Source organism: Pandoraea sp. LA3 (assembly GCF_022696215.1).
In the GTDB taxonomy this organism is placed as follows: domain Bacteria; phylum Pseudomonadota; class Gammaproteobacteria; order Burkholderiales; family Burkholderiaceae; genus Pandoraea; species Pandoraea capi.
On sequence record NZ_PTPY01000025.1, the window covers coordinates 191803 to 216983 of the forward strand.

General features: G+C 62.9%; 22 protein-coding genes. 6 read left to right on the forward strand and 16 right to left on the reverse strand.

From position 1 onward, the window contains the following. Positions 1–57 precede the first annotated feature (57 nt). The 16 genes from trpB to C5N93_RS07180 all read right to left on the reverse strand — a co-directional run bounded on the left by trpB (position 58) and on the right by C5N93_RS07180 (position 17181). Complete coding sequence (gene trpB, locus C5N93_RS07105) at positions 58–1260, reverse strand: tryptophan synthase subunit beta (protein ID WP_242558756.1); 1203 nt, start codon at positions 1258–1260, stop codon at positions 58–60. A gap of 59 nt (positions 1261–1319) precedes the next feature. Further along, positions 1320–1979: a phosphoribosylanthranilate isomerase gene (locus C5N93_RS07110; protein WP_069345169.1), complete on the reverse strand. Its 660-nt coding sequence runs from the start codon at positions 1977–1979 to the stop codon at positions 1320–1322. Continuing rightward, positions 1976–2776: a tRNA pseudouridine(38-40) synthase TruA gene (gene truA, locus C5N93_RS07115; RefSeq protein WP_242558757.1), complete on the reverse strand. Its 801-nt coding sequence runs from the start codon at positions 2774–2776 to the stop codon at positions 1976–1978. Before truA ends, C5N93_RS07110 begins: the two co-directional genes overlap by 4 nt. 200 nt (positions 2777–2976) lie before the next feature. Then, positions 2977–6018 (reverse strand): FimV/HubP family polar landmark protein, encoded by a 3042-nt coding sequence (locus tag C5N93_RS07120; RefSeq protein WP_242558758.1) that lies wholly within the window; start codon positions 6016–6018, stop codon positions 2977–2979. A gap of 178 nt (positions 6019–6196) precedes the next feature. Then, the gene (gene asd / locus C5N93_RS07125; protein WP_242558759.1) at positions 6197–7327 is read right to left on the reverse strand and encodes an aspartate-semialdehyde dehydrogenase; all 1131 of its coding nucleotides are present in this window, start codon (positions 7325–7327) and stop codon (positions 6197–6199) included. A gap of 60 nt (positions 7328–7387) precedes the next feature. Then, on the reverse strand, positions 7388–8455 hold the full coding sequence (gene leuB / locus C5N93_RS07130; protein WP_069345084.1) for a 3-isopropylmalate dehydrogenase: 1068 nt from the start codon (positions 8453–8455) through the stop codon (positions 7388–7390). A 99-nt stretch (positions 8456–8554) separates the two neighbouring features. Next, complete coding sequence (gene leuD / locus C5N93_RS07135; RefSeq protein WP_069345083.1) at positions 8555–9205, reverse strand: 3-isopropylmalate dehydratase small subunit; 651 nt, start codon at positions 9203–9205, stop codon at positions 8555–8557. Between the two features lie 122 nt (positions 9206–9327). Beyond that, the gene (locus C5N93_RS07140; RefSeq protein ID WP_023596599.1) at positions 9328–9456 is read right to left on the reverse strand and encodes an entericidin A/B family lipoprotein; all 129 of its coding nucleotides are present in this window, start codon (positions 9454–9456) and stop codon (positions 9328–9330) included. A 55-nt stretch (positions 9457–9511) separates the two neighbouring features. Beyond that, entirely contained in the window at positions 9512–10921 is a 1410-nt protein-coding gene (leuC, locus tag C5N93_RS07145; RefSeq protein ID WP_242558760.1) for a 3-isopropylmalate dehydratase large subunit, read from the reverse strand. A 285-nt stretch (positions 10922–11206) separates the two neighbouring features. Beyond that, positions 11207–12508, reverse strand: a complete 1302-nt coding sequence (gltA, locus tag C5N93_RS07150; protein WP_150721527.1) for a citrate synthase — start codon at positions 12506–12508, stop codon at positions 11207–11209. Between the two features lie 29 nt (positions 12509–12537). Further along, complete coding sequence (locus tag C5N93_RS07155) at positions 12538–12810, reverse strand: succinate dehydrogenase assembly factor 2 (protein WP_150619538.1); 273 nt, start codon at positions 12808–12810, stop codon at positions 12538–12540. 10 nt (positions 12811–12820) lie between these two features. Further along, positions 12821–13525: a succinate dehydrogenase iron-sulfur subunit gene (locus C5N93_RS07160; RefSeq protein WP_039368514.1), complete on the reverse strand. Its 705-nt coding sequence runs from the start codon at positions 13523–13525 to the stop codon at positions 12821–12823. A 12-nt stretch (positions 13526–13537) separates the two neighbouring features. Continuing rightward, positions 13538–15313, reverse strand: coding sequence for a succinate dehydrogenase flavoprotein subunit (gene sdhA / locus C5N93_RS07165; protein ID WP_069345080.1), 1776 nt, complete (start codon positions 15311–15313; stop codon positions 13538–13540). A gap of 3 nt (positions 15314–15316) precedes the next feature. Then, entirely contained in the window at positions 15317–15682 is a 366-nt protein-coding gene (sdhD, locus tag C5N93_RS07170; RefSeq protein WP_069345079.1) for a succinate dehydrogenase, hydrophobic membrane anchor protein, read from the reverse strand. 1 nt (position 15683) lies between these two features. Continuing rightward, positions 15684–16097 carry a succinate dehydrogenase, cytochrome b556 subunit gene (gene sdhC / locus C5N93_RS07175; RefSeq protein ID WP_069345078.1) on the reverse strand — a complete coding sequence of 138 codons (414 nt, stop codon included), beginning with the start codon at positions 16095–16097 and terminating at the stop codon, positions 15684–15686. A 232-nt stretch (positions 16098–16329) separates the two neighbouring features. After that, on the reverse strand, positions 16330–17181 hold the full coding sequence (locus tag C5N93_RS07180; protein ID WP_242558761.1) for a GntR family transcriptional regulator: 852 nt from the start codon (positions 17179–17181) through the stop codon (positions 16330–16332). A gap of 350 nt (positions 17182–17531) precedes the next feature. Between C5N93_RS07180 and C5N93_RS07185 the strand changes: the two genes are divergently transcribed. From C5N93_RS07185 to C5N93_RS07210, 6 genes are all read left to right on the forward strand, one after another. Continuing rightward, positions 17532–18515, forward strand: a complete 984-nt coding sequence (locus C5N93_RS07185; RefSeq protein WP_069345077.1) for a malate dehydrogenase — start codon at positions 17532–17534, stop codon at positions 18513–18515. Between the two features lie 239 nt (positions 18516–18754). After that, complete coding sequence (locus C5N93_RS07190; RefSeq protein WP_242558762.1) at positions 18755–19120, forward strand: hypothetical protein; 366 nt, start codon at positions 18755–18757, stop codon at positions 19118–19120. Positions 19121–19165: 45 nt separating this feature from the next. Further along, a complete protein-coding gene (locus C5N93_RS07195; RefSeq protein WP_242558763.1) occupies positions 19166–19663 on the forward strand; it encodes a hypothetical protein in 498 nt (165 codons plus the stop codon). A gap of 207 nt (positions 19664–19870) precedes the next feature. Further along, complete coding sequence (gene acnA, locus C5N93_RS07200) at positions 19871–22579, forward strand: aconitate hydratase AcnA (RefSeq protein WP_069345075.1); 2709 nt, start codon at positions 19871–19873, stop codon at positions 22577–22579. A 451-nt stretch (positions 22580–23030) separates the two neighbouring features. Beyond that, on the forward strand, positions 23031–24536 hold the full coding sequence (locus C5N93_RS07205) for a DNA-3-methyladenine glycosylase 2 (protein ID WP_242558795.1): 1506 nt from the start codon (positions 23031–23033) through the stop codon (positions 24534–24536). Then, positions 24533–25123, forward strand: a complete 591-nt coding sequence (locus C5N93_RS07210) for a methylated-DNA--[protein]-cysteine S-methyltransferase (RefSeq protein WP_242558764.1) — start codon at positions 24533–24535, stop codon at positions 25121–25123. Before C5N93_RS07205 ends, C5N93_RS07210 begins: the two co-directional genes overlap by 4 nt. Positions 25124–25181 lie beyond the last annotated feature (58 nt).

The following is a 25181-nucleotide window of genomic DNA, read 5'->3' on the forward strand; positions in this document are numbered from 1 at the left end:
TCACCGCTCAGGTGCTTGGTCGGGTGCTTGGGATCGGTGGTCGTCGACGAATGCGACTTATGCGCCTTCCGGTGCCGGCTTCGCCAGCGCCATCACGGTGTGCATGTCCTTGTCGCCGCGCCCCGAAAGATTGACCAGAACGATCTGATCCTTCGGCAGCGTCGGCGCCAGCTTGCACGCATAAGCGAGCGCATGGCTCGACTCCAGTGCCGGGATGATGCCCTCGATCCGGCAGCAGTCGTGGAACGCACGCAGGGCTTCCTTGTCGGTAATGCCCACGTACTCGGCGCGCTTGATGTCATGCAACCACGCATGCTCAGGTCCGACACCCGGGTAGTCCAGGCCTGCCGAGATCGAATGCGTCTCCGTGATCTGCCCGTTGGCGTCCTGAAGCAAATACGTGCGGTTGCCGTGCAGCACGCCGGGCGTGCCACCGATGATCGATGCCGCATGACGGCCCGACTCGATGCCATCGCCCGCCGCTTCCACGCCGATGAGCTTCACGTCCGGCACATCGATGTACGGATAGAAAACGCCCATCGCGTTCGAACCGCCGCCCACGCAGGCCAGCACGTAATCCGGCTGACGGCCGGCCAGTTCCGGCATCTGCACCTTGCACTCTTCCCCGATCACGCTCTGGAAGTCGCGCACGAGCATCGGATACGGATGCGGGCCGGCCACGGTGCCGATGATGTAGAACGTGCTTTCGACGTTCGTCACCCAGTCGCGCATGGCTTCGTTGAGCGCATCCTTGAGCGTCTTGGAGCCGGACTCCACCGGCACGACGGTCGCGCCGAGCAGTTGCATGCGGTACACATTGGCGGCCTGACGCTTGACGTCTTCCGAGCCCATGTACACCACGCACTCCATGCCGAAACGCGCAGCGATGGTTGCGGTGGCCACGCCGTGCTGACCGGCGCCGGTCTCGGCGATCACACGGCGCTTGCCCATGCGACGCGCGAGCAGCGCCTGACCGATCACGTTGTTCACCTTGTGCGCGCCCGTGTGATTCAGGTCTTCGCGCTTGAGGTACACCTGCGCGCCGCCCAGCTCCTGGCTCCAGCGCTTGGCGTGATAGATCGGCGACGGACGGCCGACGTAGTGCTTCAGTTCGTAATGGAATTCTTCGAGAAAGGCCGGATCCTGCTGATACTTGGCATAAGCCTCACGCAGTTCATCGAGCGCGTGAATCAGCGTCTCGGCCACAAAGACACCGCCGTACTGGCCGAAATGGCCGCGGGCGTCAGGTAAATCGTACATGGTCGTCACTCTTCGCGTTACCGGGTGCGCGGCCCTTGCGGCCGCCCCGGCGGGTTGCATTAGCTTTCGGCGTCGGCTGCCAGAACCGCTTGCACGAACGCCGTCATGCGGGCGTGATCCTTCACGCCCCGCGACGCCTCGACACCGCTCGATACATCGACGGCATAAGGCGTCACCCGACGGATGGCATCAGCAACGTTGTGTGCGTTCAAGCCACCACTCAAAACGGCCCGACGCGCGATGTCTTTTGGAATAAGTGACCAATCGAAAACCTTTCCTCCACCGCCATAGCCCTCGACCAGAGCGTCGAGCAAGATCCCTTGCGCGGCGGTGTATGCATTGGCGAATTGTAGCAAATCGCCGCTGTCTTTCGTCTCCGGGCCGATACGCATAGCGCGCATATACGGACGGTTCCCTGCTGCGGCCGACAACGCGGCGCACTGCTCGGGGGTTTCGTCCCCATGAAACTGGAGTGTGGTGAGCGGCACGGCGTCGACGGCGCGCGCGATGTCATCGGCGCTGGCGTTGACGAACAGGCCGACGACGCTGACGTACGGCGGTACCCGGCGGGCCAGTTCCGCCGCACGCGTCAGGTCGACGTAGCGCGGGCTCGGCGGGTAGAAGACGAGACCGATGGCGTCGACACCGAGCGCCACCGCATGATCGATGTCGGCGGGCTGCGAAAGGCCGCAAATCTTGATACGCGTACGAGATTTCATGAACTTGCCCACGGCATCGGGAACGGCCAGGCAGCCCAGTTGGGCTCCGGCACCTGGAATGACTCAGGATACCCCACGCGAGCGAGATAGAGGCCGTCGGGCATGAACGTCGGGGCGGCCTGACGGCGGTCACCACTGGCGAGCACGTGCGTCATCCAGCTCGCCGGCTGGCGTCCCCGCCCGATCGACACCAGACATCCCATGATGTTGCGCACCATGTGATGCAAGAAGGCACTTGCGCGGAAGCGGAAGAGGAAGAAATCGCCCTGCTGCTCGATGTCGATGGCATAGAGGTGTTTCACGGGCGTCCTGGCCTGACATTCGGACGAACGGAACGCCGAAAAGTCATGCTCGCCCACGAGCACCTGACTGGCGGTGCGCATGGCTTCCAGATCGAGCGGCGTGTGGAGCCATCCCGTGCGGCCGTGCAGCAGCGGCGAGCGCACCGGATTGGCGTACAGCACGTAGAAGTACGTGCGCTCGAAGGCAGCGAAGCGCGCGTGAAAGTCGTCCGGCATGGCTTGCGCCCATTGCACGGCGACCGTCTTGGGCAGGAACGCGTTGACGCCTCGCACCCACGAGAACATCGCCCGGTCCAGGTCGGTATCGAAATGCACCACCTGACCGATGCCATGCACGCCGGTATCGGTGCGGCCCGCTACGGTCGTAGGCAGCGCGACGCCGCCGAATTCGCGCAATGCGGTTTCGAGCGCCTGCTGCACGGTGTTGCCATGCGGCTGCGATTGCCAGCCGGAGAACGCCGTGCCGTCGTAATGGATGCCCAGTGCGATTCGCATATGAAAAAGAAAAATGGGCGCTCAACCAACGAGCGCCCCAAACTACGGTCAATCAGTTCTGTACAGGCCGTAACGGGTGAACCCGACTCGATTCGTGCGCAGCCGGTGCGCCCATCCGAGCTGAGTCCGATCCGGCGACTGCGCGGGACACCGCATCGCACGGCGCGATATCACGCCGCGAACACCAGTGCCGCTCCGCGTTACTTCCCAAGTTCGGCCAGTCGTGCCCGCGCGACGGATTGCTGCGACGCATCGCCACCGGCGATCACCTCTTCGAGCAACTCACGCGCGCCCTCGTCGTCGCCGATGGTCTGGTACGCCGTGGCGAGTTCGAGCTTCGTGTGGAACTCGTCCGGCACGCCCGGCTCTGCGGCGCGCGGCTCGATCGGCTGAGCGTTCGATGTCGGCGCGGACGCTACCGGCTCCAGGGCAACGGCGTCGGGCGCCACGACCTGCGGTTCCTGCGGCGTTGCCGGCGCCTCGGCGTAAGGCGTCTGCGGCACGGGGGCTGCCAGTGCTTCGTGCTCGACCAGCGCTTGCTCGCCGACCGCTTCGGGCAACGTCGGCGCGGTGACGAATGCCGCTGCAGCCGGGGCTGCCGCAGCGTCGTCCCCCTTCAGATCCAGACTGAAATCCGACAGGTCGAACGACATCGGACGCAGCGACGGCGCTTCATGCGCCGAATCCGTGTAGCTGCGCGGCGCTTCCGGCGCGCTGGTGGCCTGCTCAGCCTGTTTCATCGCGGCGTCGAAATCAGCGTCGCTCAACTCGCCATCGAGATCGTCGGCCAGATCGGACATGTCATCGGCCATATCGCCGGAATCCGCACCGCGCGCCTGTTCGAGACGCGGATCGCCCGGAGGCGCCATCGTGAACTGCACCGAACCGATGCCTTTGCTCAACGACGGCAGCGCGTCGCTCGAAATCGTGCCGACGTTCGCCGGCTGGCCCGGAATGCCCAGATCGAGGTCGCCAAGCATGCCTGCCACACCACCATCCGGCGTCGTGTCCTGGTCGGCCTCCGATGCGGACGCTTGCGCCGCTTCCGGTTCGGATGGCGACGGCGCTGCTACGGCCACGCCACCGATGGCAGCCGCAGCACCCAGCGCTTCGAGCGACGAGAGCGTGGCTTGCGCCGAATCGTCCTGCGGCGCAGCCGCGACCTCGCCCGCTTGCTCCGCGAACGCGGCATCCCAATCGATTTCCGGCTCGCTGGCGGCCTCGGCAGGCACATCCTGCGCTGCGTGCGACGCCTCATCCATCAGCGGCTCAGCGGGCACATCGAAGGCTTCTGAGGCGATCGGCGACGCGTCGGCTTGCGCGCTGGCAGCCAACTCATCGGTCACGTCATCTTGCGCGGCATCCCATGCATCGAGTTCGTTCGTCGTGGCGTCGGCCGCGGCGGGGACTTCGCCCTCCGGCGTGGGCCAGGTCGTCTCGGCTTCCGGGTGCAGGTGTTCGTCGGCTTCCGCCTGATTGGCCGCGTACATGGCCGCAGCCCCTGCTGCGCCAGCCGCTGCAACGCCTGCGGCAGCCGCCACGCCGGACGATACCGGAGCATCCGCTTGCGCGGCCGCCTGCGGTGGGACGGGACGGTCGCTGCCGTCGTGGCCATCGTGCCCATCACGACCATCGTCATACGGCCCCGGCTGCCCGGCCGACGGCTCGGCACGACGACGTCGCATCAGCCACCACAGGCCGAGCAACACCACCAGCGCGCCTGCGCCCGGCAGCACGTAAGGATTCTGCGTCACCGCGCGCCAGTTCATCGCGGCATTCGGCGCCGGCTTCGTATCGGCCTTCGTATCGGCCGCCGGAGCACTTGCCGCCGTTGCCGCAGACGCGGCGGCTGCTGTGGCCTCGCTGGCCGACGCAGCCGCGGTCGCGGCGGAAGCATTCGCGTCAGCCGACGCCGCCGAAGCCGCATCAGCCGCAGCGGCACCGGACGCGACAGCCGCCGCAGCACCGCTCGCAGCAACATCGGCAGCTTCGGCCGGTTTGGCATCGGCCGTCGCCGGCTTGTTCGCTACGGCGCCTGCCGGCGCGGTCGTCTTGCTATCGGCGGGTTTCGCCGTCTTCTCTTGCGCAGTCGCCCCGGAAGCGGTGGCGGCCTGCTGCTCCAGATTAGCGACGGCCTGATTCTTCATCGCCAACAGCTTCTGGAGATCTGCTACGTTCTTCTGCAACTCATTCACCCTGCCCTGAGCCTCGGTCTGTGCCTTGCCCTGGGCGATTTGCTCTTCTTCGCTGCCACTGGAACGACCGGCCGAACCGGCCGCCCCACCCTTGCCGGGTCGAGACAGCTTCAATTCATCGCGCGTGGCGGGAGCGGCAGCTTCCGGTGCCTTGCCCGCTTCGATCGCGCCCTGTGCACTGCGGCCACCGGCCGGTGCTGCCTGCTGCGCCGTCGATTCGGCCAGCCGCGCGCGATACGCATCAAACTGTTCCCGCGCCGCCGACACGAACTTGCGTGCCTGCGCGGGAGGAATATTCTGCACCTGCGCATCGGCGGGACGATTCAACGTCGCCCCAAGACGCAGCCGATTGGGATCGTTGCCAATGAATGCCGAGCGGTTCGCCTCGAACAACGCGGTCATCATCTGCGCCAGCGTCGTGCCGCCCTCTCCACCCGTGTACTCCCGGGCGATCGACGACAGCGAATCGCCCCGACCGACCTTGTGCGTGTCATCACCCGACGCCGCCGCGCCGCCAGCCGACGCACTGCCCGATTGAGCAGCCGTTGCGGGGGCCGGCGCAGGCGCCGGTGCGGAAGCCGGGGTCGGGGATGATGCCGACGACTGGGTCGCCGCGGCAGGCACCACGGCCTGCGGCTGTGCCGCGCTGGCTTCGGGGATCGCCGACAACGTCACGGCGTTGGACTGACGGCCCGTGCGCCATTCGAGCACCAGCAACAAATCGAGGAAGGACGTGCTGACCGGCTCGGCCGAATCGACGTGCACGAGATACGTGCCGCTGTACCCGGCTTCGCGCCCACCCGTCGGCGTGACCGACACGGAGAGCTTCTCGAGCGTCGGGTCGTAGCGCAGCCCCGCCTGTTTGAACGCCTCACGCGGCGCGAGCTTCACCGACAGTCCGTCGGCTTCGGCCTGCGACACGTTGCCCAGCACGATCACGGCACGCAACGGCTGGCCCGGACCCGAGCGCACCTGTTGCGGACCGAACTCGGCGGCCCCGGCGTTGAGAAGCCCGAGGCTCCACAAGACAGCCGCTGCCGCACTCAAGCGAAACGAACTACGGGACGAATTTGCGCGCTTGCCGGTCGAGTATTTCCGCACTGTGTCTTGTCTAGCCTGTCAGTCGTTTGTCACTGGCGCCCCAACGAATTGGAGGGCCTCCCAAAGCGCGGACGGCGGCCTCGCGGGCCGCCGTTCTTCACGCACTACCGATACGCTGCAACGCTCAAGCGTCGAGCAGGATCCGCAGCATGCGGCGCAGCGGTTCTGCCGCGCCCCACAACAGTTGATCGCCCACCGTAAATGCCGACAGGTACTCAGGACCCATCGACATCTTGCGCAAGCGACCCACCGGGATCGTCATCGTGCCGGTCACGGCCGCAGGCGTCAAATCAGTCATCGACGCTTCGCGCGTGTTCGGCACCACCTTCACCCAGTCGTTCGCCTGGCCGATGATGTCGGTCAGTTCGTCTAACGGCACATCTTTCGTAAGCTTGATGGTCAGCGCCTGGCTGTGGCAACGCATCGCGCCGATACGCACGCACAGACCGTCGACCGGAATGGCGCGCGTGCCCGGGAAACCATCGCCCAGACCCAGAATCTTATTGGTCTCGGCACCGCCCTTCCACTCTTCCTTCGACTGACCGTTGCCCAGGTCCTTGTCGATCCAGGGAATCAGGTTGCCGCCCAGCGGCACGCCGAATTGCCTGGTTTCGTCGGCCGTCAGCGAGTGCTGCTTGGCGAGCACCTTACGGTCGATCTCTAGAATGGCCGAGTGTGGATCGTCGAGCAGCGCCTTGACTTCCGCGTTGATCGTGCCGAACTGCGTGAGCAGCTCGCGCATATGCTGCGCGCCGCCACCCGACGCTGCCTGATACGTCATCGACGTCAGCCAGTCCACCAGACCATGCTGGAACAGACCGCCCAGACCCATCAGCATGCAGCTCACCGTGCAGTTGCCGCCGACGAAGTTCTTCGTGCCCTTGGTGAGCGCGTTCTTGATGACGTCGAGGTTGACCGGATCCAGAACGATGATCGCGTCATCCTTCATGCGCAGCGTCGATGCTGCGTCGACCCAGTAACCGTTCCAACCCGCAGCGCGCAGCTTCGGGAAGATCTCTGTCGTGTAGTCACCGCCCTGGCAGGTAATGATGATGTCGCATTTTTTCAGCTCGTTGACATCATTGGCGTCTTTCAGCGAAGTCTCGTTCTTCGCCATCGACGGGGCTTTGCCGCCCGCGTTGCTGGTGCTGAAAAACACCGGCTCGATCAAGGCAAAGTCGTTCTCCTGCTGCATACGCTGCATCAGAACCGAACCGACCATGCCCCGCCAACCTACCAGACCTACGGTTTTCATTTATCCACTCTCTTATCGTTGCAATTGCGCCGAGGGGCGTCTCACGACGCCCCGTCAACGTTATAGTGCGGCCACCACTGCCGCACCCATTTCGCGCGTACCGACCTTGGTCGCGCCTTCCTGCCAGATATCGGGCGTGCGCAACCCCTGCGCCAGCACCTTCTTCACTGCATTCTCCACGCGGTCGGCCTGCTCGGCACGGCCCAGCGTGTAACGCAGCATCATGGCAGCCGACAGGATCGTCGCCAACGGATTGGCCACGCCCTTACCGGCAATATCGGGCGCCGAACCGTGCGACGGCTCGTACAACCCCTTGTTGTTGGCATCGAGCGATGCCGACGGCAGCATGCCGATCGAACCCGTGAGCATCGCGGCCTCGTCCGACAGGATATCGCCGAACATGTTACCCGTCACCACCACATCGAAGTTCTTCGGTGCCTTGACCAGCTGCATCGCGGCATTATCGACGTACATGTGCGAGAGTTCGACGTCCGGATACTGCTTCGCGACCTCGATCATCGTGTCGCGCCACAGCTGCGACGTCTCCAGCACGTTGGCCTTGTCGACCGAGCAAAGACGCTTGTCGCGCTTGGCCGCCGCCTGAAATGCCACGTGTGCGATACGCTCCACTTCGGGCACGCTATAGCGCATGGTATCAAAACCTTCGCGCGCACCTTCGAAAGCCCCGTCCGGCGATTGACGGAAGCCCTTCGGCTGACCGAAATAAATATCGCCGTTCAGCTCGCGAATGATCAGGATATCCAGCCCTGCCACGATTTCCGGCTTCAGGCTCGACGCATCTGCCAGTTCCTTGTACAGAATGGCCGGACGGAAGTTGGCGAACAGTTGCAGATGCTTGCGCAGCCCCAGAATCGCCTGCTCGGGACGCAGCGCGCGCTCGAGCGAATCGTACTTCCAGTCACCCACGGCGCCGAACAGAATGGCGTCCGCTTCCTTGGCCAGCTTGAGCGTGGCGTCCGGCAGCGGATGACCCGCAGCCTCGTAGCCAGCGCCACCCACCGGCGCCTCTTCCAGCTCGAACTTCTCGCCGAGTGCGTTAAGCACATTGACGGCTTCCGTCACGATTTCCGGACCAATGCCGTCACCCGGCAACACAGCGATTTTCATGCAATCTCCTTGGATGTACCTGACGCCCTCTCCACGAACGCGCAAGCACCTTCAGTACACGCGGCGCACTCGGTCACCCGGTGCGCCCAGCACATGGAATCAGCCCGGCAAGCGCGTTGCGAGCCACGGTTGCTTGGCGATCCGCTCGGCTTCATAGGCGCGAATCTTGTCGGCGTGACGCAGCGTAAGGCCGATATCGTCGAAACCGTTCGTCAGGCAATACTTGCGGAACGGGGCGATGTCGAACTCATACGCGCGGCCGTCCGACGTGATCACCGCCTGCTTGTCCAGATCGATGGTCAGCTGATAGCCGTTGAACGCAAACGTGTCGTTGAACAGGTGATCAACCTGCATCTCGGACAGCGCGATCGGCAGCAGCCCGTTCTTGTAGCAGTTATTGAAGAAGATGTCGGCAAAACTCGGCGCAATCACGGCACGGAAGCCGTATTGCTGCAGCGCCCACGGTGCGTGCTCACGCGAGCTGCCGCAGCCGAAGTTCTTGCGCGCGAGCAGCACGGTCGCACCCTGATAGCGCGGCTGGTTCAGCACGAAATTCGGGTTGAGCGGACGCGTGCTGCAATCCTGCCCCGGTTGCCCCACGTCGAGATAACGCCACTCGTCGAACAGGTTCGGGCCGAAGCCCGTTCGCTTGATCGACTTCAGGAATTGCTTGGGGATGATCGCGTCGGTATCGACGTTTTCGCGATCCAGCGGTGCCACCAACCCCGTATGGACGGTAAATTTTTCCATCACGAACCACCTGATCAAAACAGTTCGGTTACGGCCTGCCGCTTCGGGGCATGGCCGTCAAAACCGGGAATCTCAAAGGTGCGCGCGCCGGGCATCCCGCCCGTGCAACGCGCACCGTCGCATCACTTCTTCGCGGCGTTCTCGAGGGCCGAGCCAGCGGCTTGCGTATCCTTGCCGAGGCCCGCCATCGTGTTGCAACCTGCTACGCCCAACAGCAGCACCGCACCGATCAGCATCCACAGTTTCTTCATGGTCTTGTCTCTGTCAAAGAAATTGTCAAACGACGGATAAATCGATGCGGGCGCGTCAGACGAGACGTCGCACGTCCACGAAATGACCTTCGATGGCAGCCGCTGCCGCCATCGCCGGGCTCACCAGGTGGGTACGCCCGCCTGCGCCCTGACGGCCTTCGAAGTTGCGGTTCGAGGTCGAGGCACAACGCTCGCCCGACTCCAGACGGTCGGCATTCATCGCCAGACACATCGAGCAGCCCGGTTCACGCCATTCGAAGCCGGCGGCCTTGAAGACCTCGTCCAGACCCTCCTGCTCGGCCTGCTGCTTCACCAGCCCCGAACCCGGCACGACCATCGCCAGACGCACGTTCGACGCGACACGTCGACCGAGCTTCTTCACGACATAGGCTGCCGCGCGAATGTCTTCGATGCGCGAGTTGGTGCACGAACCGATGAACACCTTGTCGACGTTGATGCTCGCCATCGGGGTGTCCGGCGTGAGCGCCATATACTCCAGCGCGCGCTCCATGGCGCTGCGCTTGACCGGATCCTTTTCCTTCTCGGGGTCCGGCACGCGATCTTCGATGCTCACCACCATTTCCGGCGACGTGCCCCAGCTCACCTGCGGGCGCAGCGTGTTCGCGTCGATTTCGACCACGTGATCGAACACCGCACCGGCGTCGGTGTGGAACGTGCGCCAGTAGGCTTCAGCCTGCTGGAATTCCACGCCGGACGGGGCAAACGGACGGCCCTTGACGTAGTTGATCGTCGTGTCGTCGACGGCGACCAGACCGGCACGCGCACCGGCTTCGATCGCCATGTTGCACACGGTCATGCGACCCTCCATCGTCAGCGAACGAATGGCCGAGCCGGCAAACTCGATCGTGTAACCGGTACCGCCTGCGGTGCCGATGCGGCCGATGACGGCCAGCACGATGTCCTTCGCGGAGCATCCACGCGGCAGCGTGCCTTCGACCTTCACGAGCATGTTCTTGCTCTTCTTCATGAGCAAGGTCTGCGTCGCGAGCGTGTGCTCGACTTCCGACGTACCGATACCGAACGCCAGCGCCCCAAAGGCGCCGTGCGTCGACGTGTGCGAGTCACCGCACACCACCGTCATGCCCGGCAACGTGGCGCCCTGCTCCGGGCCGATCACGTGCACGATGCCCTGACGGACGTCGTTCATCTTGAATTGGGTAATGCCAAAGCTGTCGCAGTTCGAGTCGAGCGTATCGACTTGCAGGCGCGACACCGGATCGGCAATGCCTTGCGTACGGTCCGTGGTCGGCACATTGTGGTCCGACACGGCGAGGTTGGCGGACAGGCGCCAGACCGGCCGCTGCGCGAGTTTTAGACCCTCAAACGCCTGCGGACTGGTCACCTCGTGCAACAGGTGACGGTCGATGTAAAGCACGGTCGTGCCATCGTCCTCGGTATGCACGACGTGTGCATCCCACAACTTGTCATACAGCGTCTTGGCCATGATAAAAAACGCGGGGGCGGAATATCGTTCTGGGAACGGAAACTATCGTTCTGTGAACTTTTGATTATGCCATAGCGCTTTCGCGCCGGCGGAATACGAAATCCCCGGAAAACCGGGCGGTAAACGCACGATGAACCGGGGATTTGTGCGAATCACGGCAGCTTGTGCCGTGGATTCGAATATAGCGCAACGAGGGCTCGTTGCGGGGCGCACCGCCTTGCCGTTTCGGCAAGGTTACGGTGCCGGCACGGCAAGCGGGGGCCGTGCCGGACGCCTCGACAACGCTTAGCGCTTGTCGATGGTCGCGACTTCGCGCGGCGTGTGGCCGATGAACAGCTGACGCGGACGGCCGATCTTCTGATCCGGTTCGCCGATCATTTCGTTCCACTGCGCGATCCAGCCCACGGTACGGGCCAGTGCGAAGATGCAAGTGAACATCGAGGTCGGGATACCCAGTGCGCGCTGGACGATACCCGAGTAGAAGTCGACGTTCGGGTACAGCTTGCGCGACACGAAGTATTCGTCTTCCAGTGCAATCTTCTCAAGCTGCATGGCCAGCTTGAACAGCGGGTCGTCGTGCAGGCCCAGTTCGTTGAGCACTTCGTAGCACGTCTCGCGCATCAGCTTGGCACGCGGGTCGTAGTTCTTGTACACGCGGTGACCGAAGCCCATGAGCTTCACGCCCGAGTTCTTGTCCTTCACCTGCTTGATGAATTCAGGAATCTTGTCCGGCGAACCGATCTGCTCGAGCATGTTCAGCGCGGCTTCGTTCGCACCACCGTGCGCCGGGCCCCACAGACATGCAATACCGGCAGCGATACAGGCGAACGGGTTCGCACCCGACGAGCCGGCCAGACGGACGGTCGACGTCGAAGCGTTCTGTTCGTGATCGGCGTGCAGGATCAGGATACGGTCGAGCGCGCGCACCAGCACGTCGTTCACCTTGTACTCTTCGCACGGGTTGGCGAACATCATGCGCATGAAGTTCGCGCTGTACGACAGGTCGTTGCTCGGGTACACGAACGGCTGACCGATGCTGTACTTGTACGCCATGGCGACGAGCGTCGGCAGCTTGGCGATCAGACGAATCGCCGACACTTCGCGGTGATTCGGGTTATTGATGTCCAGCGAGTCGTGGTAGAACGCCGACAGGGCACCGACCGAACCGGTCAGCACGGCCATCGGGTGGGCGTCGCGACGGAAGCCACGGAAGAAGAAGTTCATCTGCTCGTGAACCATCGTGTGACGGGTCACGGTGTCGACGAAGTCCTTCTTCTGCTCCGCGTTCGGCAGCTCGCCCTTGAGCAGCAGATACGAGGTTTCGAGGAAGTCGCAGTGGGTGGCCAACTGCTCGATCGGGTAGCCGCGGTACAGCAACTCACCCTTGTCGCCATCGATGTAGGTGATGGCCGAATTGCACGACGCCGTCGACATAAAGCCGGGGTCATACGTGAATTTGCCGGTCTGGCCGTACAGCTTGCGGATGTCAATCACATCCGGGCCCATCGTACCCTGATAAATCGGCAGCTCTACGCTGGGCGAATCGTCAGAGAAAGATAGGGTGGCTTTAACATCAGACGGAGTCATATCGCTTCCTCAAAAAAATTCCAAAACCCCTACACGGCACGCAGAAGCGCCAGCAGGCGCCGCACGTCCGGCCCGTCCAGATCCGCCTCGGGCTCTTTACGCGCTAGCAGCAGATCCATCAAATCGTTATCGCTCAAGTCGAGCAATTTCGTGAGGGCGCCCACATCCTCGTCGGTCATCGACGCTTCGTACCTGGCGAAGAATCGTTCGAGAATGAGGTCGTTTTCCAGCAAACCGCGGCGTGCCCGCCAGCGCAGGCGGGCACGTTTTACCGGATCGGACTGGTGATTGGTATCCGGCATGATCAATGCATCAGACGGCGCGACGCACCATCAGCTCCTTGATCTTGCCGATCGCCTTCGTCGGGTTCAGACCCTTCGGGCACACATCCACGCAGTTCATGATCGTGTGGCAGCGGAACAGGCGGTACGGATCTTCCAGGTTATCCAGACGCTCGCTGGTCGCCGTGTCGCGGCTGTCCGCGATGAAGCGGTAAGCCTGGAGCAGACCGGCCGGGCCGACGAACTTGTCCGGGTTCCACCAGAAGCTCGGGCACGACGTCGAGCACGATGCGCACAGAATACACTCGTACAGACCATCGAGCTCATCACGTTGCTCGGGCGACTGAAGACGCTCCTTCTCCGGTGCCGGCTCGGGGTTGATCAGGTACGGCTTGATCGAGTGGTACTGGTTGAAGAAGTGCGTCATGTCGACGATCAGATCGCGAATGACGGGCAGACCCGGCAGCGGCTTGAGCACGATCTTGTTCGGCAGATCGTTCATGTTGGTCAGGCAGGCCAGACCGTTCTTGCCGTTGATGTTCATCGCGTCCGAACCGCACACGCCTTCGCGGCACGAGCGGCGGAAAGCGATGCCTTCGTCGATCTTCTTGAGCTTGACGAGGGCGTCGAGCAGCATGCGCTCATGACCGTCGAGTTCGACCTCGTAGGTCTGCATGTACGGTGCGGCGTCCTTGTCCGGATCGTAGCGGTAGACTTCAAAAATGCGTTTCATGATCTTGCGAATCCCTTAGAACGTCCGCGCCTTGGGCGGAACCGAGTCGACGGTCAGCGGCTTCATCTGCACCGGCTTGTAATCCAGACGGTTGCCTTCGCTGAAGAACAGCGAGTGGCGCATCCAGTTGGCGTCGTCGCGCTCCGGATAATCGCTGTGCGCGTGTGCGCCGCGGCTTTCCTTGCGGGCTTCGGCTGCGATCATGGTGGCCTTGGCCACTTCGATCAGGTTGTCGACTTCCAGCGCTTCCATACGCGCCGTGTTGAACACCTTCGACTTGTCCTTCAGGTGGACGTGCGACACGCGCTCGGCCACTTGCTTGATCTCGTCCACGCCTTCCTTGAGCAGGTCCGACGTACGGAACACGCCAGCGTGCTTCTGCATCGTCGCGCGGATGTCGTTGGCGATGTCCTGGGCGTACTCGCCCGAGCTGGAGCCTTCCAGACGACCCAGACGCGCCAGGGCGTTCTCGCCGGCATCGGCGGGCAGCGGCTTGTGGTCACCGTGGTTCTTGACGAAGTCGACGATGTGGTTACCGGCAGCACGGCCGAACACCACGAGGTCGAGCAGCGAGTTCGTACCCAGACGGTTGGCACCGTGGACCGACACGCACGAGCACTCGCCCACGGCGTAGAAGCCGTTGACGGGCACCGACGAGCCGTCCTTCTGCAGGACGACCTGACCGTTGTAGTTCGTCGGAATACCGCCCATCTGATAGTGGATGGTCGGCACGACGGGGATCGGTTCCTTGATCGCGTCGACGTTGGCGAACTTCAACGCAATTTCACGAATCGACGGCAGGCGCTTCATGATCGTCTCGGCACCGATGTGCGAGAGGTCGAGCAGCACGTAGTCGCCGTTCGGGCCGCAACCACGGCCTTCCTTGATTTCCTGGTCCATCGAACGCGACACGAAGTCACGCGGCGCCAGATCCTTCAGCGTCGGGGCATAGCGCTCCATGAAACGCTCGCCGTTCGAGTTACGCAGAATACCGCCCTCGCCGCGCACGCCTTCGGTGATCAGCACGCCCGCGCCGGCCACGCCGGTCGGGTGGAATTGCCAGAATTCCATGTCTTCGAGCGGAATGCCTGCACGCGCAGCCATGCCCAGACCGTCGCCGGTGTTGATGAACGCGTTGGTCGATGCAGCGTACACACGGCCGGCACCGCCGGTCGCGAACAGCGTGCACTTGCCTTCGAGCAGGTAGACTTCGCCGGTTTCGAGTTCCAGCGCCGACACGCCGAGGACATCGCCCTCTTCGTTGCGGATCAGATCGAGCGCCATCCACTCCACGAAGAAGTGCGTCTTGGCTGCGACGTTCTGCTGGTACAGCGTGTGCAGCAGCGCGTGACCGGTACGGTCGGCAGCCGCGCAAGCGCGCTGAACGGGCTTCTCGCCGTAGTTGGCCGTGTGACCGCCGAACGGACGCTGGTAAATCGTGCCGTCCGGGTTACGGTCGAACGGCATGCCGAAGTGTTCCAGTTCGTAGACGGCGTTCGGCGCCTGACGGCACATGAACTCGATCGCATCCTGGTCGCCGAGCCAGTCGGAGCCCTTGATGGTGTCGTAGAAGTGGTAATGCCAGTTGTCTTCGCTCATGTTGCCGAGCGAAGCGCCAATGCCGCCCTGAGCGGCCACGGTATGCGAACGGGTGGGGAACACCTTGGACAGCACTGCCACCGACAGACCGGCCTTGGCCAGTTGCAGCGAAGCGCGCATGCCCGAACCACCTGCGCCCACGATGACAACGTCAAAGCGGCGGCGCGGCAGCGAATTTTTAATTGCAGCCATTCTTTACACTCTCCACAGAATCTGCGCGGCATAGCCGGCACAAGCCAGCAGCCAGACGATCGTCAGCGCGTACAGCGCCAGTCGGATACCGACGGGCTTGACGTAGTCCATCCAGATGTCGCGCACACCGACCCACGCGTGATAGAACAGCGCGAGCAGCGTGACGAACGTAGCCAGCTTCATCCACTGATGCGAGAAGATGCCAGCCCAGCCTTCGTAGGAGAAATCCTTGGCGGTGAAGAACCACACCAGCAGGATCACGGTGTACACGGCCATAATGACCGCGGTCATGCGCTGCGCAATCCAGTCGCGCAGGCCGTAGTGGGCGCCGACGACGAGGCGCTTGGAACCGATATTGTTCTGTGCCATCTTAGAACGCTCCGAACAGCTTGAGGGCGACGGCCAGCGTCAGCACCAGCGACACGGCCAGCACGACCACAGCCGAATTCTTGCCGCCTTCCTTGCTCACTGCGTCGTGATTGAAGTCCATGCGCAGATGGCGCACGCCGGCACAGAAGTGGTGCAGGAAGCCCCACGACAACGCCAGGATGACGAGCTTGACAAACCAGTTGGAGGCGACGCTTCGCAGAGTGTCGAAGGTCAGTTCCGACGTGAGGCTCTGTTCGAACAAATACAGCGCGAACGGCAACAGAAGGAACAAGATGACACCGCTAATACGGTGCAGAATCGAAACGATACCAGCCGGCGGGAGACGGTACGAGACAATCTGTCCGATACCGATATTCCTGTAGACTGGCCGCTCTTTTTTTACCACTTCAGCCATGCTAGACCCCATGTAGTTACATCAGCCCCGGATTTTAGCGCCGATTCTAGTGCGTTGCACCATACCGGTTCCAATGCTCCGGAAATTCCTGCCAACGGCGCACGACACGCCGCCCCCAAGCCTCGACTCCCAGGGACTTGCCAGCCACGACACCGGCGCATTCCCGAGAACGTCTCCCTACCCTCTCAATACCAATTCAAATCAGATTCATCGACAGAATCAATGTCATGCATCAACTCAGTTCGTTCTGATAATGATGTTCGGTGGTGACATACCAACCCCGGCGCACTTCCACCGGTTTGTCGCCGTAGGTGAAGGACACACGCTCCACACTCAGCAACGGAAATCCCTTCGGCACCTTAAGCAGATCCGCGGTCATGTCGTCTGCGGCCACGGCGCGGACTTTTTCCACGGCGCGAATCATGCGCGTACCGAATTCGTCTTCAAACAGGCCGTACATCGGCCCTTTGTACTCATTGAGTCTTTCCGCGGTCAGCCCGCGAAACAGCGAACCCGGCAACCAGATTTCGTCGAGCACCGTCGGACGGTCCGAGAAATCCATCATGCGACGGATCAGGATCACGCCATCGCCCGCGCGCAAATCGAGCTGACGCGCGATTTCCGCCGGTGCGCGCATGCGGCGGCACTCGATCAGGCGGCTTGGCGGGTGATGGGGTTCGCCCGAGTCGGGCGCAAGACGCAGGAACCGGAACTGCACCCGGTCCTCATGATGGGTAGCCACGAAGGTGCCCCGGCCCTGACGGCGCACGAGCAGATTCTCGGCAGCCAGTTCGTCGATGGCCTTGCGCACGGTTCCCTGACTCACCTTGTAACGGGAGGCCAGATCGACTTCGCTGGGAATGATTTCGCCGGGCTTCCATTCGCCGGCTTGCAGGCTCTGGGTAATGAGCCCCTTGATCTGCTGATACAGCGGACTGAATGTCGGCGACGCTCCGGCAGCCGCACCCTGTTGCAAGGCCTGAGCGGCCTGAGTTACTGGTGCGGCGTCGCGCGCGCTGTCCGATCGCTGCGGGGCATCGACAGGCGGCGTAGTGTTGGATGTGTCGCGAACGTTCGCATTCATGGCGGGGATTTGACCACAAATCAAGACCTTCGTCCATCGAATAACAGCAATAATCCTATGTCTTATATAAGACATAAGATAGAGTTGACATTCGATGTGGCCACTCCTACACTGGCGCGGGCTAACAGGGGCCTGCAGCTGCAGCACGGCTATCTTATAAGATAAGAAAGACCGGTGCTTCGCACATATCGACCGCAGTACACCCCGCGCAGCCCGCAAGCTTCCGTAGGTCAAGGAATTTTAGAAGCTTCATGTGACGCGGCGCTGTCAGCCTGGCAAAAAAACTGCCACCCGGACGGCGAGCCTCTCTTGAGCTTCGCAGGAATTTGTACACGTCTGGAGAGATTCTCATGGCAAAACCCGCAATGCGTGTCGCCGTCACCGGCGCCGCTGGCCAAATCGGCTACTCCCTGCTGTTCCGTATCGCCAATGGCGACATGCTCGGCAAGGATCAGCCCGTCATCCTGCAACTGCTCGACCTCCCGCAAGCTCAAGCCGCCGTCAAGGGCGTCGTGATGGAGCTGGAAGACTGCGCATTCCCGCTGCTGGCTGGCGTTGTCGTGACCGACGACCCGAAGGTCGCCTTCAAGGATGCCGACGTCGCCCTGCTGGTGGGCGCCCGTCCCCGTTCGAAGGGCATGGAGCGTAAGGACCTGCTCGAAGCCAACGGCGCAATCTTCACGGTGCAAGGCAAGGCCCTGGACGAAGTCGCCAGCCGCAATGTCAAGGTGCTGGTCGTCGGCAACCCGGCGAACACCAACGCCTACATCGCCATGAAGTCGGCCCCGAACCTGCCGAAGGAAAACTTCACCGCGATGCTGCGTCTGGACCACAACCGTGCCCTGTCGCAACTCGCCGCCAAGACCGGCAAGCCGGTCGCCAGCATCGAAAAACTGGCCGTGTGGGGCAACCACTCGCCGACGATGTACGCCGACTACCGCTTCGCCACGATCGACGGTCAAAGCGTCAAGACCCTGATCAACGACGACGTGTGGAACAACGACGTGTTCCTGCCGACCGTCGGCAAGCGCGGCGCCGCCATCATCGAAGCCCGTGGCCTGTCGTCGGCCGCTTCGGCAGCCAACGCCGCCATCGACCACATCCATGACTGGGTGCTCGGCTCGAACGGCAAGTGGGTCACGATGGGTATCCCGTCGGATGGCTCGTACGGCATTCCGGAAGACGTGATCTACGGCGTGCCGGTGATCTGCGAAAACGGCAAGTACAAGCGTGTGGAAGGCCTCGAGATCGATGCCTACTCGCGTGAAAAGATGAACATCACGCTCAACGAGCTCGAAGAAGAGCGCGCCGGCGTGGCGCATCTGCTGGGCTGATCCTCCAGGATCGCCCCAGGGAAACGGCCCCACGAGATGCCAAAAGCATCGCAACGGGCCGACAGCGCGCCGGCGGCTACCCCCAGTGCCGGCGCCACTTCCCTAACCTGGTAGCACCTGAACGTTCCTTGAATCCAGAGTGACGACATCGCGCAAGCGCCCCATGGCGACGCAAAACGGGCAAGCCCCGTTGTCGCAATAGGCTCCCGCCACTCCCTCAAGCCTCATCGAGCGATTTCTTGGCCAAGCGAATGCAGCGTCTGATTGCCGCAAGCAACGCAACGCTCCGGACGACCGGCGTCGACAATGTCCGCGACGAGCGTATTGTCCCCTGCCCTGCCCGCGACTTCGTGCATCGTTTCGCGCTCATCTCGCGCTCGTTTCGCCAAGCATTCCGCGCTCTCGATTTCCCGCATTTTTCCGCACCGTCTTCCCGCAGCACGATCCGGGAAAAGCCCCGCCACACCCGGCGAAACCCCGAATTCCGCAATGCAGCACGATCAAACGCGACGCCGTCTCATCCCGCCGTCGCCCATTGCGCTTGCCTGAAAGGAATTGAAAAAATTTGTGTGGTGACGTCGAACGACGCAGAGTTCGTACGATAATCTGCGCTTTTGTGAACGTCGGACTTTTCCCTCTGGAGACTCACCATGAAGAAGCTTTGCCTGACTGCGCTGGTTGCCCTGTGCTCTGTTGCCGTCTTGCCGAATGCGTTTGCCGCTGAACCGGCGAACAAGACCACGGCCAAGAAGGCTGCGCCGAAGAAGAAGGCGCCGGCCAAGAAGAAGGCCGCAGTGGCTGCGGCGCCTGCGCAACCGGACGAAGGTTCGGAACTCTGGAGTTGCAAAGAGAGCAATCGGTTGTACATCAAGGGCGACATGAAGCGCGACCAGATCCTGACGATGTTCTGGCAAGGTCGTAACTACAAGTTGCCGCGCCAGCAGACGACGACCGGCGCCGACCGCTTCTATGACGCCGCAAGCGGCATGGACCTGGTCGTGATCCCGGCCAAGGCGATGTTGTTCAAGCACGAACGCAATCCGATGGATGACACGCGTCTGGCTGACGAGTGCGTGACGCAGGCGATGTCGGAGCAAAACAAGGCTGCCCCGACGCAATCGAACGAACTGATCAAGGTCACGAACTGAGCGAGTGCTCAGTGGACGCCGACTCAGTCCGTGTAATGCGCCAGCCGCTTTCCTGCTGTAGCTTTTGCAAGATTTGCAGTAACCCGTACGCCGGATGTTCGACGTACAGGTGTCGCAGCGAGCACTCACGCAGGTGCTCGCGCGATACCGTCCCCCGTTAATCGCATCACCACCGCTTTGTTTTTCTGTATCACTCAAGGAAAGATCATGGCCCACAACCTCCACAAAACGCTTAAAGAGTTCAAGCTCGGCGGCAACAAGAAAGGCAAGTTCTACTCGCTGCCCCAACTGGGCAAGGCCCTGGGCGTGAACGTCGATCGTCTGCCGGTATCGATTCGCCTCGTGCTCGAGTCCGTGCTGCGCAACTGCGACGGCAAGAAAGTGACCGAAGAGCACGTCAAGCAACTGGCCGGCTGGAAGCCGAACGCCGAGCGCACCGACGAAATCCCGTTCGTCGTGGCCCGCGTCGTGTTGCAGGACTTCACGGGCGTGCCGTTGCTCGCCGACCTGGCCGCGATGCGTAACGTCGCAGAGCGTCAGGGCACGAACCCGAAGCGTATCGAGCCGCTGGTTCCCGTGGATCTGGTGGTCGACCACTCGGTCACGATCGACCACTTCCGCGAGAAGAAGGCGCTCGACCTGAACATGAAGCTGGAATTCCAGCGCAACAACGAGCGCTACCAGTTCATGAAGTGGGGGATGCAGGCGTTCGACACGTTCGGCGTCGTGCAACCGGGCTACGGTATCGTTCACCAGGTGAACCTGGAATATCTGGCACGCGGCGTCCACAAGAAGGACGACGTGTACTACCCGGACACTCTCGTGGGTACGGACAGCCACACGACCATGATCAACGGTATCGGCGTGGTGGGCTGGGGCGTGGGCGGCATCGAAGCCGAAGCCGGCATGCTGGGTCAGCCGGTGTATTTCCTCACGCCTGACGTCGTCGGCGTGGAACTGACGGGCCGTCTGCGCGAAGGCGTGACCGCCACCGATCTGGTGCTGACGATCACGGAAATGCTGCGTCGCGAGAAGGTCGTCGGCAAGTTCGTCGAGTTCTTCGGCGAAGGCACCTCGAGCCTGGCGTTGCCGGACCGCGCCACCATCGCCAACATGGCCCCGGAATACGGCGCCACGATGGGCTTCTTCCCGGTCGACGAAAAGACGATTGACTACTTCGAAGGCACGGGCCGCACGAAGGAAGAAATCAAGGCATTCGAATCGTACTTCAAGGCACAGAACCTGTTCGGCGTGCCGAAGACGGACAGCATCGACTACACGAAGACGCTCAAGCTGGATCTGGGCACCGTGGCACCGTCGCTGGCTGGCCCGAAGCGTCCGCAGGACCGCATCGAAATCGGCAACGTGAAGCACACGTTCCAGGACCTGTTCACGAAGCCGGTCGCCGAGAACGGTTTCAACCTGACGAAGGAACAGCTCGAAACGACGTACAAGACGGCCGGTGGCATCGACGTCAACAACGGCGACGTGCTGATCGCCGCCATCACGTCGTGCACGAACACGTCGAACCCGAGCGTGCTGCTCGCCGCCGGTCTGCTCGCGAAGAAGGCCGTGGAAGCCGGTCTGACGGTCGCCCCGCACATCAAGACGTCGCTCGCCCCGGGAAGCCGCGTGGTGACCGAGTATCTGGAAGCGGCAGGCCTGCTGCCGTACCTGGAGAAGCTCGGTTTCGGCGTGACGGCTTACGGCTGCACGACCTGTATCGGTAACGCCGGCGATCTGACGGCCGAGCTGAACGAAGTCATCACCAAGAACGACATGGTCGCGGCCGCCGTCCTCTCGGGCAACCGTAACTTCGAAGCGCGTATTCACCCGAACATTCGCGCCAACTTCCTGGCATCGCCCCCGCTGGTCGTGGCTTACGCCATTGCCGGCAACGTGCAGCGCGACCTGATGACCGAGCCGGTCGGCAAGGGCAAGAACGGCCGCGACATCTTCCTGGGCGACATCTGGCCGACCAGCGACGAGATCCACAAGCTGATGAAGTTCGCCATGAACGCCAAGGTGTTCAAGGCCAATTACGACTCGGTGAAGGAGCCGAGCCCGCTGTGGGCGAAGGTGAAGGGCTCGAAGGGTCAGGTCTACGATTGGCCGACGTCGACGTACATCGCCGAACCGCCGTTCTTCGACGGCTTCGCGATGGAACCGAATGCCGACATCAAGCCGATCCAGGGCGCACGCGCACTGGGCGTGTTCGGTGACTCGGTCACGACCGACCACATCAGCCCGGCCGGTTCGATCAAGGAAACGTCGCCGGCAGGCAAGTGGCTGCTCGATAACGGCGTGCTGAAGGCCGATTTCAACAGCTACGGCTCGCGTCGCGGGAACCACGAAGTGATGATGCGCGGTACGTTCGCGAACGTGCGCATCAAGAACCTGATGATCCCGGCGAAGGCCGACGGTTCGCGCGTCGAGGGCGGTCTGACGATTCACCAGCCGAGCGGCGAACAGCTCTCGATCTACGACGCCGCCATGAAGTACGTTGGCGAAGGCACCCCGACGGTGGTGTTCGGCGGCGAGGAGTACGGCACGGGTTCGTCGCGCGACTGGGCCGCCAAGGGCACGCAGTTGCTGGGCGTGAAGGCGGTCATCACCCGCTCGTTCGAACGCATCCACCGCTCGAACCTCGTCGGCATGGGCGTGCTGCCCCTGCAATTCAAGGGCTCGGACAGCGTGGAATCGCTCGGTATCACGGGCGAGGAAACGTACGACATCGAAGGTCTGACGGCCGACATCAAGCCGCAACAGGATGTCACGCTGGTGATCCATCGCAAGAACGGCGAAACGCAAAAGGTGCAGGTCCTGCTGCGTATCGATACGCCGATCGAAGTGGACTACTACAAGCACGGCGGGATTCTGCCGTTCGTGCTGCGTCAGTTGCTGGCGGCTGCCTGAGTCTTCTGGCAGACGTAGCCACTTAGACGTTATGCATTGTGCCGTCGGCGGGTGGATTCCCTCCCCCGACGGTGCGCTAAACCCGGCCCTTGTGCCGGGTTTTTTTGTAGCGTTCTTGCGCGCCTCTTGGGTTGAGCCTCGTCCCGGAAACCCCGCTGTCCCTTATTTCCCCCACCCTCCCACAACGCAGCGGGACAGACGCCAGCGGACACTTCCCGACACTCCACCGAAAGTCGCATCGGTAAGCGCCCCCTGGCGTCTGCCTGCCTTGCCCAGGGCTAACACCACACCCTACTTTCCCGCACTTCTGCCCTCCCCTCTGCCCTCCCTTCTCCCTTCCCGTCCCGTCCACTTTTCATCTTGCGCTTTCCTTGCCATGTCCGAAAATGACTAGCCTGACGTACGGCTCGCGCGTAGAGTGGTGCGCATGTTCCCCCGCACTTCCCTCTCCATGACGCTCGATCCGGAAGTCTGCTACAAAGCCGTCTCCGCCCGCGACCGGCGCTTCGACGGCTGGTTCTTTGTCGGTGTTTCGTCCACAGGTATTTACTGTCGGCCGGTCTGTAACGTCCGGACGCCCCGCTTCGAGAACTGCTCGTTCTACGGCAGCGCCGCCGCTGCGGAAAAGGCCGGCTACCGCCCCTGCCTGAAATGCCGCCCGGAACTCGCCCCCGGCAGCGCTCGCTTCGATGCCTCCCGTGAACTCGCCGATGCCGCCGCCGCCATGATCGACGAAGGCTTCCTCAATCACGCCGCCCTGCCCGATCTCGCCGCCCGTATCGGCATCACCGAACGACACCTGCGACGCATCTTTGCCGACGAATTCGGCGTCTCCCCCGTCGAGTACGCGCAAACACAACGCCTGCTGCTCGCGAAACGTCTGCTGACCGATACGGCTTTGCCGGTGACGGAGGTCGCGCTGGCGTCCGGATTCGGTAGCGTCCGGCGTTTCAATGGCCTGTTTAAATCACGCTATGGCTTTGCACCGGGCCGGCTGCGCCTTAGCGCCCACAACGCGCGGATGGCCCGCATCGCGGCACTACCGGACGGCGATCTGGTCTTCCAGCTCGCCTATCGCCCACCCTTCGCCTGGCACGCCCTGCTCGATTTTCTCGGTGACCGCGCCATCGAAGGCGTCGAACGCCGCGAAGGCGATGTCTACACCCGCACGCTGCGCATCGAGCGACAGAGCGCACAGCCGATCACCGGCTGGTGCCGCGTCTCCCCGCTGCCGGATCGTCATGCCCTCCAAGTAACACTGCCGCCGGCGCTCGCAGGCAGCGTGCCGCAAGTGCTGGGCAAGCTGCGTCATCTGTTCGATCTCGGTGCCCGCCCGGACGTCATCGATGCCCATCTGGGCCCCCTCGCAGGCGCGACACCGGGCCTGCGTGTGCCGGGCGCCGTCGACGGCTTCGAGATCGCCGTACGCGCCATCGTGGGCCAGCAAATCACCGTCAAAGGGGCACGACGTCTGCTCGGCCGACTCGCCCAACGCTTCGGCACGCCACTGCCGGCCCCCGTCCACGGATTGACGCACACCTTCCCGAGCGCCGCGCAAATGCTCGCCGTTCCCGTCGACGCCCTCGGCGAAGCCGGTATCATTCGAAGTCGTATCGCCGCAATTCACGGTGTTGCACAGGCGATCGTCGAAGGACGTCTGCGGCTCGATCCGCTCGCACCGATCGATACGACGATGGCATCGCTGCTCGCCATCAAGGGCATCGGCCCCTGGACCGTCCAGTACATCGCGATGCGCGCCCTCGGATCGCCCGACGCGATGCCCGTGGACGATCTGGTGCTGCGTCAGGCGCTCGGTGTCGCCGATGGACGCGCCGTGACTTCCCGGGCCCATCAATGGGCCCCGTGGCGCGCGTACGCTGCGCTGCATATCTGGCGCGCAGCGGCCCAAGGACCGGCAGGCCAGCCGGTCGAGACTTTGCAGGAGGCAATTGCATGACCCGTATCACTTCCGCCACGCCAGTGACCCACTACGAAACGCTGTACGAGAGTCCGCTGGGCCAGATGCTGCTCGTCGCGAACGGCGACGCGCTGACCGGCGTTTATTTCTCGCATCAGAAGTATTTCCCGCAGGACGGCGATGTGCGCCGCGATGGCGACGGCGTTGCCGTGCTGACAGCCGCCAAACAGCAGCTCGACGAGTATTTTCACGACGGACGCCGCCTCTTCGAACTGGACCTCGCCCCCGAGGGCACGCCGTTCCAGAAGAGCGTGTGGGATGAACTACGCCGCATTCCCTTCGGTGAGACGCGCAGCTACGGCGATCTCGCGCATGCCTTGGGCGACGCCAACAAGTCGCGCGCCGTCGGCGCCGCCAACGGGCGCAATCCGATAACGATTATCGTGCCGTGCCATCGCGTGATCGGCGCAGACGGTACGCTCACGGGCTACGCCAGCGGCGTGGAACGCAAGCTCGCCCTGCTCTCGCTCGAAGGCGCAGCGCTCTCCCCCGTCAAGGGTGCGAGCGCCGCGACGACGCGCCATACGCGACTCTCCGCCCCGGCCAATCTCGCGTTCGACTTCTGAACGCCCCCGAAACGCCACGTCCCGCAACCGCCACGTCGCAGCGAACTTGGGGTGACGT

Bases quoted from the DNA above. Each gene is read 5' to 3' on its own strand.
- truA (WP_242558757.1), bottom strand. From the start codon at position 2,776: ATGCGAATCGCACTGGGCATCCATTACGACGGCACGGCGTTCTCCGGC.
- trpB (WP_242558756.1), bottom strand. From the start codon at position 1,260: ATGTACGATTTACCTGACGCCCGCGGCCATTTCGGCCAGTACGGCGGT.
- C5N93_RS07185 (WP_069345077.1), top strand. From the start codon at position 17,532: ATGGCAAAACCCGCAATGCGTGTCGCCGTCACCGGCGCCGCTGGCCAA.
- sdhD (WP_069345079.1), bottom strand. From the start codon at position 15,682: ATGGCACAGAACAATATCGGTTCCAAGCGCCTCGTCGTCGGCGCCCAC.
- leuB (WP_069345084.1), bottom strand. From the start codon at position 8,455: ATGAAAATCGCTGTGTTGCCGGGTGACGGCATTGGTCCGGAAATCGTG.
- leuC (WP_242558760.1), bottom strand. From the start codon at position 10,921: ATGGCCAAGACGCTGTATGACAAGTTGTGGGATGCACACGTCGTGCAT.
- C5N93_RS07110 (WP_069345169.1), bottom strand. From the start codon at position 1,979: ATGAAATCTCGTACGCGTATCAAGATTTGCGGCCTTTCGCAGCCCGCC.
- sdhA (WP_069345080.1), bottom strand. From the start codon at position 15,313: ATGGCTGCAATTAAAAATTCGCTGCCGCGCCGCCGCTTTGACGTTGTC.
- acnA (WP_069345075.1), top strand. From the start codon at position 19,871: ATGGCCCACAACCTCCACAAAACGCTTAAAGAGTTCAAGCTCGGCGGC.
- asd (WP_242558759.1), bottom strand. From the start codon at position 7,327: ATGAAAACCGTAGGTCTGGTAGGTTGGCGGGGCATGGTCGGTTCGGTT.
- C5N93_RS07205 (WP_242558795.1), top strand. From the start codon at position 23,031: ATGACGCTCGATCCGGAAGTCTGCTACAAAGCCGTCTCCGCCCGCGAC.
- gltA (WP_150721527.1), bottom strand. From the start codon at position 12,508: ATGACTCCGTCTGATGTTAAAGCCACCCTATCTTTCTCTGACGATTCG.
- C5N93_RS07210 (WP_242558764.1), top strand. From the start codon at position 24,533: ATGACCCGTATCACTTCCGCCACGCCAGTGACCCACTACGAAACGCTG.
- leuD (WP_069345083.1), bottom strand. From the start codon at position 9,205: ATGGAAAAATTTACCGTCCATACGGGGTTGGTGGCACCGCTGGATCGC.
- sdhC (WP_069345078.1), bottom strand. From the start codon at position 16,097: ATGGCTGAAGTGGTAAAAAAAGAGCGGCCAGTCTACAGGAATATCGGT.
- C5N93_RS07180 (WP_242558761.1), bottom strand. From the start codon at position 17,181: ATGAATGCGAACGTTCGCGACACATCCAACACTACGCCGCCTGTCGAT.
- C5N93_RS07155 (WP_150619538.1), bottom strand. From the start codon at position 12,810: ATGCCGGATACCAATCACCAGTCCGATCCGGTAAAACGTGCCCGCCTG.
- C5N93_RS07195 (WP_242558763.1), top strand. From the start codon at position 19,166: ATGAAGAAGCTTTGCCTGACTGCGCTGGTTGCCCTGTGCTCTGTTGCC.
- C5N93_RS07140 (WP_023596599.1), bottom strand. From the start codon at position 9,456: ATGAAGAAACTGTGGATGCTGATCGGTGCGGTGCTGCTGTTGGGCGTA.